Annotated in this window: 12 protein-coding genes and 1 tRNA gene; 5 read left to right on the top strand and 8 right to left on the bottom strand. The window is 57.9% G+C overall.

Annotation, left to right across the window (positions count from 1 at the left end; genetic code table 11):
* Positions 1–22 precede the first annotated feature (22 nt).
* The 5 genes from D8U82_RS17945 to D8U82_RS17965 form a co-directional block, all read right to left on the bottom strand.
* Complete coding sequence (locus D8U82_RS17945; protein ID WP_110598886.1) at positions 23–1,042, bottom strand: LacI family DNA-binding transcriptional regulator; 1,020 nt, start codon at positions 1,040–1,042, stop codon at positions 23–25.
* A 3-nt stretch (positions 1,043–1,045) separates the two neighbouring features.
* Positions 1,046–2,023 (bottom strand): ABC transporter permease, encoded by a 978-nt coding sequence (locus tag D8U82_RS17950; protein WP_016774040.1) that lies wholly within the window; start codon positions 2,021–2,023, stop codon positions 1,046–1,048.
* Positions 2,020–3,573 carry a sugar ABC transporter ATP-binding protein gene (locus tag D8U82_RS17955; protein WP_110598884.1) on the bottom strand — a complete coding sequence of 518 codons (1,554 nt, stop codon included), beginning with the start codon at positions 3,571–3,573 and terminating at the stop codon, positions 2,020–2,022. Before D8U82_RS17955 ends, D8U82_RS17950 begins: the two co-directional genes overlap by 4 nt.
* Positions 3,574–3,628: 55 nt before the next feature.
* Entirely contained in the window at positions 3,629–4,585 is a 957-nt protein-coding gene (locus D8U82_RS17960) for a sugar ABC transporter substrate-binding protein (RefSeq protein WP_125926680.1), read from the bottom strand.
* 198 nt (positions 4,586–4,783) lie between these two features.
* Complete coding sequence (locus D8U82_RS17965; protein WP_016774037.1) at positions 4,784–5,233, bottom strand: hypothetical protein; 450 nt, start codon at positions 5,231–5,233, stop codon at positions 4,784–4,786.
* Between the two features lie 336 nt (positions 5,234–5,569).
* Between D8U82_RS17965 and D8U82_RS17970 the strand changes: the two genes are divergently transcribed.
* The 3 genes from D8U82_RS17970 (at position 5,570) to D8U82_RS17980 (ending at position 7,819) form a co-directional block, all read left to right on the top strand.
* A complete protein-coding gene (locus D8U82_RS17970) occupies positions 5,570–6,658 on the top strand; it encodes an asparaginase (protein ID WP_125915872.1) in 1,089 nt (362 codons plus the stop codon).
* Between the two features lie 197 nt (positions 6,659–6,855).
* On the top strand, positions 6,856–7,125 hold the full coding sequence (locus D8U82_RS17975; RefSeq protein ID WP_016774035.1) for a DUF1654 domain-containing protein: 270 nt from the start codon (positions 6,856–6,858) through the stop codon (positions 7,123–7,125).
* A gap of 4 nt (positions 7,126–7,129) precedes the next feature.
* On the top strand, positions 7,130–7,819 hold the full coding sequence (locus tag D8U82_RS17980) for an endonuclease I family protein (RefSeq protein WP_024012402.1): 690 nt from the start codon (positions 7,130–7,132) through the stop codon (positions 7,817–7,819).
* 82 nt (positions 7,820–7,901) lie between these two features.
* Here D8U82_RS17980 and D8U82_RS17985 read toward each other — a convergent pair whose 3' ends face one another.
* On the bottom strand, positions 7,902–8,267 hold the full coding sequence (locus D8U82_RS17985) for an SPOR domain-containing protein (protein ID WP_024012401.1): 366 nt from the start codon (positions 8,265–8,267) through the stop codon (positions 7,902–7,904).
* A 250-nt stretch (positions 8,268–8,517) separates the two neighbouring features.
* On the opposite strand from D8U82_RS17985, the gene csrA reads away from it, so the two are divergent.
* Positions 8,518–8,712 (top strand): carbon storage regulator CsrA, encoded by a 195-nt coding sequence (gene csrA / locus D8U82_RS17990; RefSeq protein ID WP_003179932.1) that lies wholly within the window; start codon positions 8,518–8,520, stop codon positions 8,710–8,712.
* A 218-nt stretch (positions 8,713–8,930) separates the two neighbouring features.
* Here csrA and D8U82_RS17995 read toward each other — a convergent pair whose 3' ends face one another.
* Together D8U82_RS17995 and D8U82_RS18000 are read right to left on the bottom strand one after the other, a co-directional pair.
* Positions 8,931–9,386, bottom strand: a complete 456-nt coding sequence (locus tag D8U82_RS17995; RefSeq protein WP_125926681.1) for a DUF2214 family protein — start codon at positions 9,384–9,386, stop codon at positions 8,931–8,933.
* Between the two features lie 465 nt (positions 9,387–9,851).
* A tRNA-Val gene (locus D8U82_RS18000) sits at positions 9,852–9,928 on the bottom strand.
* A gap of 183 nt (positions 9,929–10,111) precedes the next feature.
* Between D8U82_RS18000 and D8U82_RS18005 the strand changes: the two genes are divergently transcribed.
* Positions 10,112–11,395: an FAD-binding oxidoreductase gene (locus D8U82_RS18005; protein ID WP_041478544.1), complete on the top strand. Its 1,284-nt coding sequence runs from the start codon at positions 10,112–10,114 to the stop codon at positions 11,393–11,395.
* The last annotated feature ends 16 nt before the right edge of the window (positions 11,396–11,411 follow it).

Consider the following 11,411-nt stretch of genomic DNA (forward strand, 5'->3'; position numbering starts at 1 on the left):
ATCACTACTCATCAATTCGGTTTCAGCGATATTCGGTGAACACGCCGGACAGCGGCGCGGTCGATTCGCGCAGGACAATACTCGGGGTCACTATGCGTTGATCGGTGCCCGATTCCGGCGCAGCAATTCTGCGCAACAGCACTTCGGCGGCCATCTCGCCCAGTTGCAGGATCGACTGGCCGACCGTGGTCAGCGCCGGATAGACATAACGACTCATCTGAATGTCATCGAAGCCGATCACCGACAGCTCGGCCGGCACTCGCACGTTACGTTCGGCCGCCGCACGCAGCACACCGATACCAATCATGTCGTTGCCGGCAAAAATCGCACTGGGCGGATGGCTTTCAAGCAGCCGGGCAGCGGCGTTGTAACCGCCGGTGCTGGTGAAGTCGCTTTCCAGCATGCGCTCTTCGCGCACCTCGATTCCCGCCTCTTGCAGCGCTCGGCAATAACCGGCCTGACGCATTTGCGCCACGCTGGTACTGGCCGGACCGCCGATGGTGGCGATGTCGCGATGCCCCAACTCGAGCAGGTGACGGGTTGCCAGATAAGCGCCGTATTCGTGGTCGATGCGCACCAGATCGGCATTTACACCTTCCAGGCCCCGGTCGACGATGACCATCGGCGTCTTCACGCCCGCCAGCCCTTGCGCCAGACCACTGTCACCGCCGGCGGAGGCGACGATCAAACCGTCAATGCGCTTTTCCAGCAACACACGCAAATAGCTGCGCTGCTTGTCCGGGTTGTCGTCGGAGTTACAGAGGATCACGCAATAGCCGTTGCGCTCGCAGTAATCCTCGATTCCGCGCGCCAATTCAGCGAAGTACGGGTTGAGACTATTAGGTACCAGCAAACCGATGGTCGCGGTGGTCTTGGCTTTCAGCGAGCGCGCCACGGCACTGGGAACGTAGTCGAGGCTCTTGATCGCCGCCTCGACTTTGCGCCGCACTTCCTGACTGACCGGGCGGGTGTTGTTCACCACGTGCGACACGGTCGTGTAGGAAATGCCCGCGAGCGCCGCTACATCCTTGATCGTTGCCATGGTTCAGCCCCGGCGACTGGCGCGTTGACTGCGATAGGTGTCGAGCACCACAGCGATAACGATTACCGCGCCGGTGATGATGCGCTTGGTCGGCTCCGTCGCACCAATCTGCGCGAGACCGGCTGCCAGAACGGAAATGATCAACACACCAAAGAAAGTGCTGATCACCGAACCGCGCCCGCCCATCAGGCTGGTACCGCCGATAACCACCGCCGCGATCACTTGCAGTTCCAGGCCCGAACCTGCGTTCGGGTCAGCCGCCTCCAGACGCGAAATCTGAAACAGAGCGGCAATGCCCGCCAGCAGCCCCATCAGGCTGAACACCAGAATCTTGTAGGGCTTGGGATTGATCCCGGCCAGCCGCACGGCTTCTTCGTTGGTGCCGATGCCGATCAGGTAGCGGCCGAAAACAGTGCGGGTCAAAACTGCCTGCGCGATGAAGATCACCAGCAAAGCGATGATGAACGAGGGTGAAATACCGAACGCGATCGGATTCGACAGCCAGGCGAACGCATCGCCGATGTACGCAGTCCGCGACCCGGTCATCTGATACGCCACACCGCGGGCCATTTCCAGCACGCCGAGGGAGACGATGAACGACGGAATCCGCCAGGCCACGGTGATCGAGCCAGTGATGGTGCCGGCCAGAGCCGCCACCGCCATGCCGAGCAGCGCCGCTGGCAAAACGCTCCAGCCCCAGCCGAGAATCGCAACGCTGACCGTCGACGCGGCCAGCGCGAGGACCGAGCCGACGGACAAATCGATGCCGCCGATGATCAGCACAAAGGTCATGCCTACCGCCAGCACCATCAGGTCGGGAATCTGGTTGGCCAGGGTGCTGAAAGTGTTGTACGAGAGAAAATGGCTGCTCAGGACCGAGAACAGCGCAATCATCGCCAGCAAGGCACCGGCCAGGCCCAGATAAGTACCCAGGCCAAAGAAATTGCCACTACGTTTACTGGCAGAAGATGCAGTTTTCATGGGAGATCCCTAGGCGCTGCTTCATTGAGCAACGCATCACGTTTCTGGTAGCCGGCGAAAGCGGCGGCAAGCAAATCATCCTGGGTCCAGCTGTCGCGCTCGAAGGTGTCGATCAGACGTCCCGCCGAGAGCACGCCGATCCGGTCGCAGATCAGCATCAACTCACGCAAGTCACTGGACACCACGACCAACGCCTTGCCCTGGCGGGTCAACTCTCCGAGCAAACCGTAAATATCGAACTTGGCACCGACATCGATCCCACGAGTGGGCTCGTCGAACAGCAGCACGGAACAGTCGCGCTCCAGCCAGCGGCCGATCACGACCTTCTGCTGATTGCCGCCGGACAGTTCCGAGACCAGCTGCGTCGGGCTCGAGCTGCGGATACGCATGACTTCGATCTGACGCTGCGCCAGGGAGATTTCGTCGCCGTTGTTGACGAAACCACCACTGGAGATTTCCGGCATGTTGCCCAAGGCGATGTTGGCGCTGATCGACTGACTGAGCAGCAGCCCTTCGCCCTTGCGATCCTCGGTGATCAACGCGATGCCATTGCGTACGGCATCGACTGGCGAGCGGACACTCACGACCTTGGCCGGGGAGCCGAGCGCGATGGTGCCGCTGTCGGCAGCATCGGCACCGAATATCAGCCGCAGCAATTCCGTGCGCCCTGCCCCGATCAATCCGGAAATACCGAAGATCTCCCCGGCACGCACTTCGAAGGAGACGTCGCGGACTTTGTCCGAACGCGTCAGCCCTTTGACCGTCAACGCCGGAGCGCCGATCTTGCGCGGCCCCATGTCGATGTGTTCGCCCAGTTCGCGACCGACCATCAAGGTGACCAGTTGCTCGCTGTTGTAGTTGGCCATCGGCTCGACGCAGACCAGATTGCCGTCACGCAGCACAGCAATACGCTGCGCCACCCGCGCCAGTTCTTCGAGACGATGAGAGATATAGATGATGGAAACGCCGCGAGCCTGCAATCGGGTGATCTGCTCGAAGAGCATTTCGACTTCGCGCGCCGTGAGCATCGCGGTCGGCTCATCGAGGATCAGCACGTGGCAATCGCCAATCAGGTTGCGCGCGATTTCGACCATCTGCTGATGGCCGATACCGAGTTCGCCGACCAGCGTGTCCGGATCGATCGCATCGAGGCCGACTTGCGCCATGGCTTCGATCGCCGCCTTGCGCAACTGCTTGCGGCTGATCCAGCCAGCGCTGCTCGGCAGATTATCCAGAAACAGGTTTTCCGCCACCGACAGCGTCGGCAACAGATTGAGTTCTTGCATGACCATGCGCACGCCAAGCTCTTCAGCCTGGGTACGGCTGCCCGGACGATAGTCCTTGCCGTGGAATTGCATCTGGCCGGTGGTTGGCGTGACCAGACCACCAATGATCTTCGACAGGGTACTTTTGCCGGCACCGTTTTCGCCGGTCAGCGCCAGTACTTCACCGCGCATCAGCGTCAGATCGATGCCGGTGAGCACCGGTTGCGCATAGGTCTTGCCGATACCGCTGACCGAGAGGACAGCGTTCGGGGCGGAAACTGACATAGAAATCTCCATGCGCTCGCCCGGACGGACGAGCGCCGTTGTGTCGCCAGATGACTTACTGGGTGACCAGTTCGACCGGTGTTTCGATCACGCCGTTGGCACCGCTGTCGACTTTCTCGCCTTTGATGATCTTCAGTGCGGTTTCGATGCCGAACACGGCCTGCTTGGCTGCAAACTGGTCAGCAGTGGCCAGCACGCGGCCGTCCTTGAGCATTGGCTTGATCGCATTGATGTTGTCATAACCGACAACCTTCACCTGCCCTGCCTTGCCAGCGGCACGGACTGCGGAAACGGCGCCAACCGCCATGCTGTCGTTACCGGCCAGCAGTGCTTTGACATCGGGGTATTCACTGAGGATCGAAGCGGCAACCTTGTTGCCCTTGTCGATTTCCCAATCACCGGATTGCAGCGAGACCACTTTGATCTGCGCGGCTTCCATCGCGTCCTTGAAGCCGGCCGTGCGTGCCTGCGCGTTGGTGGTGGTGGACACGCCTTCGATGATGCCGACCTCGTCGCCCGCCTTCAGTTGCTTAGCCAGGTATTCGCCGACCAGACGTGCACCCTTGCGGTTGTCCGGACCTACGAAAGGCACGTTGATGTTTTTGCTTTTGACTACGGCGGGATCGAGCTGGTTGTCGATGTTGATCACCGTGATACCGGCGTCTACGGCCTTCTTGATAACCGGCACCATGGCTTTGGAGTCAGAAGGCGCGATCACCAGTGCATTCACCTTGGCCAGGATCATCTGTTCGACGATGCGAGTCTGGCCAGCGGTGTCGGTTTCGTCTTTGATACCGTTGGAGATCAGATCGAAATCGGCGGAGTGTTCTTTCTGGTAGGCTTTGGCGCCGTCTTCCATGGTCAGGAAGAATTCGTTTGCCAAGGATTTCATGACCAGCGCGACTTTGGGTTTTACTGCAGATTCGGCGAACGCCGAGGAGACAGGTAGTGCGGCGGCTGTGGCAGCCAGCATAGCGACAGCAAGAAGACGTGCGGCGAATGGCAGCTTCATGGGTTCACTCCGATCTTATGATTATTGTGAGCAACGTTTGCGCTGACGTAAGCTACGTCACGGCTCCGGGAGATAATACCCTTCCAAGCCGCGCAAACGTTTGCGTAGACCGAACTATGAGAATCCCGCCGACATTTGTCAACAATCAGAAATCGTCTTTTGTTGTAGGTCGAATCGCCGAATTGGCAATTTGGCGCTTCAGGCAGTCGTATTGACCAAGCCGCCGCTGGGAGCGCTTTTCGACATCTCCTTGACCAACGCACCCGCCACTTCCGCCAGTGCGGCGCTGGTTTGCGCGATCTGGCCCTGAATCGACATCACTGCCTGGGATTTCGCTTCGGGAGTCGGATAGCTTGCGGCCTGAGCCGCAGCCAGTTGCTGCTGCTGCTCCTGAAGTTGCTTTTGCAATTCCTTCATCCGCTTGAGCAGTGTCTTGACGGTGATGCTGAGATTGCTGTCAGCCTCGGTTTCACTGTTTTCCTGCACAGGACCACCACCGGTTCTGACCTGATTCTTCTCAGTCTTCTCGGTACCCAGCGCCTGCGCCGAAGCCTCATTGGTCGCGTCGTTCAGGGTGTTGATCGTGGCTGCAGTTTTACCGCCGATGGTGACTGCAGCGGGATTGGCAAAACCGACCGTCAGTGACATGTGAACTCCTAAGATTTGGTTTCCTTGAGGACGCATCGGCCTGGGAGCACATTTCTTTAGCAGGGATTTGTCACCCGCCTGGCTTTTCAGAGATTGCCTATCGGCGAGCCGAACAAGAATCCCGCTGTCGTTCGGAATCCCGGATGGGTGGGTCCTCAACGGTGCTCCAGCCACCGACAAATGTTGATTTAAATCATCGGGTTAAACATTTTCCGCCAGCACATTACGCATGGTATGAATCCTGCTCCCGTCCTTGCACCTCAGGCATTGAGATCGGCTTGGGGCGCATCTAGATGAACCTGCATCAGCACCGTCTCACGACTAGAGAGAAAAATAATGAAATCTGCTTTCAATACCTTGATTCCGGGCGCATTGGCCCTCCTCCTGCTCTTGCCTGCTGCCCTTCAGGCAAAAGAAGCCGAAACCCAGACCAAACTGGCCAACGTCGTTGTTCTCGCCACCGGCGGTACCATCGCCGGCGCTGGCGCCAGTGCCGCCAACAGTGCCACTTACCAGGCAGCGAAAGTCGGTATCGAGCAACTGATAGCCGGCATTCCCGAGTTGAGCAAACTGGCTAACGTGCGTGGCGAACAAGTCATGCAGATCGCTTCGGAAAGCATCACCAACGACAACCTGCTGCAGTTGGGTCGTCGCGTTTCCGAACTGGCTGACAGCAAGGACGTGGACGGCATCGTTATCACCCACGGCACCGACACCCTCGAAGAAACCGCGTACTTCCTGAACCTGGTCGAGAAAACCGACAAGCCGATCATCGTCGTCGGTTCGATGCGTCCGGGCACTGCCATGTCGGCAGACGGCATGCTCAACCTGTACAACGCCGTCGCCGTGGCGAGCAGCAAAGAAGCGCGCGGCAAAGGTGTGCTGGTGACCATGAACGACGAGATCCAGTCCGGTCGCGACGTCAGCAAAATGATCAACATCAAGACCGAAGCATTCAAGAGCGCCTGGGGTCCACTGGGCATGGTGGTCGAAGGCAAATCCTACTGGTTCCGCCTGCCGGCCAAGCGGCACACCATGGATTCGGAATTCGACATCAAAAACATCAAGAGCCTGCCTGACGTAGAAATTGCCTATTCCTACGGCAACGTCAGCGATACCGCCTACAAGGCATTGGCGCAAGCCGGCGCCAAAGCCATCATCCACGCCGGCACTGGCAACGGTTCGGTATCCTCTCGCGTGGTTCCATCCCTGCAAGCCCTGCGCAAGGATGGCGTGCAGATCATTCGCTCGTCCCACGTCAACGCTGGCGGCTTTGTCCTGCGTAACGCCGAACAGCCTGACGACAAATACGACTGGGTTGTCGCTCACGATCTGAACCCGCAAAAAGCCCGCATCCTGGCGATGGTCGCGCTGACCAAGACCAACGACAGTAAAGAGCTGCAACGGATGTTCTGGGAATACTGATTGAACATCGCCTGATCACGTCTCGATCGGGCAATTGCGCATCACCTGCCAGCTTGGCAGGTGGTGCCCCGCTTACACCCTTCCAATACTTTTCCCACAAAAATCTCGACAAGCCCTACACCAAAACCGGAAACCCGCTGTCAGAGGATTTTCTTGAATTTTAAGCAGTTGCGAAATCGCTTACAGTTAAATACTGTATGCACGTACAGCTTAATAAGGATAACCTCGTGGCCACCTCTCCTGCTGCTCCTGACGCTTACGAACGCATGGGTATGCGCGTTCAGAAAATCATCAATTCCCCCACCGCACAAAAAGCCAAAGCCGCACTGATTTTCCGTCTGCCGGATGAGCCGATGGATGACTGGGAGCGCTTGCTCGAGGAAATCGACGAGAACGACAACGTTACCCTCGCTTATCGCGATGACGGTGGCGTGCAGATTTTTTGGGTTGTGCCGAAGGAAGATTGACTCAATGAGTGTCCGCTGTGTTGCTTTGCTGTTGTTGTTTTTCGCCATGGGCGCCCAGGCTGGCGCCCCACGTACATTTTCCGAAGCCAAGAAAGCCGCGTGGAAACTTTATGCACCGCAGTCCACGGAGTTTTACTGCGGCTGCAAGTACACCGGCAACAAGGTCGACCTGAAGGCTTGCGGCTATGTGCCTCGCAAGAACGCCAAGCGTGCATCGAGAATCGAATGGGAGCACATCGTGCCGGCCTGGCAGATCGGCCATCAGCGGCAGTGCTGGCAGCAAGGCGGACGCAAGAATTGCACGCGTTACGATCCTGTTTATCAAAAGGCCGAAGCTGACTTGCACAATCTGGTGCCGAGCATTGGCGAGGTCAACGGTGACCGCAGCAACTTCAGCTACGGCTGGTTGCCGGTGCAGTCCGGCCAATATGGCTCCTGCCTGACGCAGGTCGACTTCAAGGCCAAGAAGGTCATGCCCCGCCCTTCGATTCGCGGCATGATCGCCCGCACGTATTTTTATATGAGCAAACAATACGGACTGCGCCTATCGAAGCAGGATCGGCAGTTGTACGAAGCGTGGGACAAGACCTATCCAGTGCAGGATTGGGAACGTCAGCGCAACCAGAGCGTGGCGTGCGTGATGGGGCGCGGCAACGAGTTTGTCGGCTCGGTAAATCTGAAAGCCTGCGGCTGATTGCAGCGGAAATAAAAAGGCCTCGAGCGTTATGCTCGAGGCCTTTTTAATGTCTGTTCAGCGTGTTTTGAAGGCGCTTCGCTTATGGCGTTAGCGGATGCTCGATCACCACCGATTCGATATTTTGTTTCTTGGCTTTTACCAGCGCTGCATCGACCTGCACCTTGCGCGCCTCGGCGTCAGCCTGGGAATTGAACGGACCGATCAGAATTCGTGTTTTACCGCTGCCGTCCTTGACGACCGTCGGAACGAAAGCGTGCTCAATCAACCAGCCGCTCAGGTCACTGACGGCCTGAGGAGTCTCGCCACGCACTTCCAGATCCCACTGTGGCGCGGCGGCCGCCGGCGCTGCCGCGACCTTCGTCTCAGGCTTCGGCGCATCTACATTCTTGCCTTCACCGCAGCCTGCCAATGCCAGTGCCGCTACCAGCCAAACCAATTTGCGCACAACGCTTCCCTCGGAATTCGTAAAGCGGCGATCTTATCATTCAAAAATACTTCGCGAGCCCCGCAAAATGGGCACAAAACAACGAGAATGATGATTGCAGCCTCTGTATAGTTACGCCCTGGGAATTAATGCCGCTTCTGCGCGTCAGAAAGAGGCACCCAAACCGTGAGACTTCGCACTAATCTATAGATACCACCGACCTCTGCACTGTCTGAATCAGGTGCCCTACCAAGCAATCAAGGAGAAGACCATGCTGATACTCACCCGCAAAGTCGGTGAAAGCATAAACATTGGTGATGACATCACGATCACCATCCTCGGAGTCAGCGGCCAACAAGTCCGCATCGGCATCAACGCTCCGAAAAACGTGGCAGTGCACCGTGAAGAAATTTACCAACGCATCCAGGCCGGCCTGACCGCTCCGGACAAGCCGCAAACGCCCTGAGCCACTTTGCATTACGTAGCCAGTCCCTTTGCCCCCGCGCAAGACTGGCTAAAGATTCACGCGCCGTTTAGCCATCCGCATTTCACCCCGCTGGGCACGGCGCCTGAAGCATGCAGATTCCCGTCACTTCCATCCCCTCCTCTGTTGCGCCGATATTACCTTTCACCTCTGGAGCTGGCTGTCGGACGTTTCCGATAGAGCACGGAGAATTTCGCCTTCTAAGCGAATATCACGCCACGCGCCATGCCTGTCGCCGCGACCATCATCAGGATCAGCAGCAGCGCTTCAACATGACTGATTCGCGCGTACGACTTCGCACGTCCGCTATCAAGCGCCGCACCGCGCGAGGATGCGATGCGCCATTTGATCAGCGTGATCATCGGTGCCAGCTCCATCAGCAGGATCAGCAAGAACAGCGTCATCTTCAGATGAAACAGCGGCTGATGCAGGTAATAGTCAGAGCCTTTCTCGTAACCACCAAACGCACGCATCGCTCCGGTGATAAGCAGCGTCAAAGCTGAAAGCCCCCACAAGTTATCCGCGAGCAGAACTCTCCTGACCTCTCCCGTGCCCGCCGAGAGTTTTCGGAAAGCTGTGCCGCGCGTCAGCGCCGCCCAGAAAGCCAAGGCAAACGCGAATAGATGAATAGCGGCAAGGACCCACTGGCTCAGCATCGACGCACTCCCTTATAAAGAGTTGAAAATCGGCCAGTCAGTAGTAGACGAAAAAACCGCGCCTCGCTTGGCGGTGAGGGAGGGACAAGCGCCCAAACGCCAAATCGCAGGCAAAAAAAATCCCAAGCAGCTGATGGAAGCTTGGGATTTAAAAATGCATAAACCGTGGTGGTGAACGCGGAACGGATGTTACTTAAATTCCCAACATGCAACAAGGCTTTTTCGATAACCGGTTGGAGAAAAAGCGCTGTAAGCCTTTGGATATTCAGGTGTTTTCCACAACGAAATGGAAGAAGAATGCACCAAAATGGCGCTTGATCATTTTGCGCAAACGGTAATGAATGGAGAGTTGATCAGAGCGAAGCGGAAATGACCGGTAACAGGCGTTGCGCAAATCGCAGACAACAAAAAAGGGCTCACCTTTCGGTGAGCCCTTCCAGACCGCCCAGCAGAGCGGATTTTGTTTGGTAGGCGCGATTGGACTCGAACCAACGACCCCCACCATGTCAAGGTGGTGCTCTAACCAACTGAGCTACGTGCCTGCTGTGAGGCGGCATTCTACGGAATTCCGGAGGGGTGTCAACACCTTTTTTTTACCTAACCCTATGAATATGCAAAATATTTAATTTCGCCTCAGCGACGAAGAGTTTCCGGTGGCTGGCGGAGGTTTTTCAACTCGGGTAGGATCGACGCACTCGTAAAATATATTAAACAGAGGCGGCAGGATGGCGAACACCCAATACCCAGAGTCTTATTACGCTGCGTCGGCCAATGCCGTACCACCACGCCCTGTGCTGCAGGATGATGTGGAGACGGACGTCTGTGTGATCGGCGCCGGGTATACCGGGCTGTCATCCGCCCTGTTCCTGTTGGAGAACGGTTTTCGCGTAACCGTGCTGGAAGCGGCGAAAGTCGGTTTTGGCGCCTCGGGCCGCAACGGTGGGCAGATCGTCAATAGCTATAGCCGCGACATCGACGTCATTGAACGCACGGTCGGCCCCAAGCAGGCGCAACTGCTCGGCGAAATGGCCTTTGAAGGCGGCCGGATCATTCGCGAGCGCGTGGCCAGATACAACATCCAATGCGACCTGAAGGACGGCGGTGTATTCGCCGCGCTTTCCGCCAAACAGATGGGGCACCTGGAATCGCAAAAGCGCCTGTGGGAACGCTTCGGCCACACCCAGCTGGAATTGATGGATCAACGCCGCATTCGTGAAGTGGTGGGTTGCGATCAGTACGTCGGTGGCATGCTCGATATGAGCGGCGGCCACATCCATCCGCTGAATCTGGCGCTCGGTGAAGCGGCGGCAGTCGAGTCTCTCGGCGGCACCATCTATGAGCAATCACCTGCCGTGCGCATCGAGCGCGGCGCCAATCCGGTTGTGCATACGCCGCAGGGCAAGGTCAGGGCCAGGTTCATCATCGTCGCCGGCAACGCCTACCTCGGTAATCTGGTACCGGAACTGGCGGCCAAATCGATGCCGTGCGGTACCCAGGTGATCACCACCGAGCCGCTGGGCGATGAGCTGGCGAAGGCGCTTTTGCCGCAGGATTACTGCGTGGAGGACTGCAACTATCTGCTCGACTACTATCGCCTGACCGCCGACAAGCGCTTGATCTTCGGTGGCGGCGTCGTTTACGGCGCTCGCGATCCGGCGAACATCGAAGCGATCATCCGCCCGAAGATGCTCAAGGCTTTCCCGCAACTGAAGGACGTGAAGATCGACTACGCCTGGACCGGCAACTTCCTGCTGACCCTTTCGCGCTTGCCGCAGGTCGGGCGCCTGGGCGACAACATCTATTATTCGCAGGGCTGCAGCGGTCACGGCGTCACCTACACGCACCTGGCGGGCAAGGTGCTCGCCGAAGCGTTGCGCGGTCAGGCCGAGCGCTTCGATGCCTTTGCCGACCTGCCGCACTACCCCTTCCCCGGCGGGCAATTGCTACGCACACCGTTTGCCGCGCTCGGGGCCTGGTATTACGGGCTGCGCGATAAGTACGGCCTATAAACACCATTGTGGCGAG

Source organism: Pseudomonas sp. Sample_23 (assembly GCF_004307595.1).
Taxonomy (GTDB): domain Bacteria; phylum Pseudomonadota; class Gammaproteobacteria; order Pseudomonadales; family Pseudomonadaceae; genus Aquipseudomonas; species Aquipseudomonas atacamensis.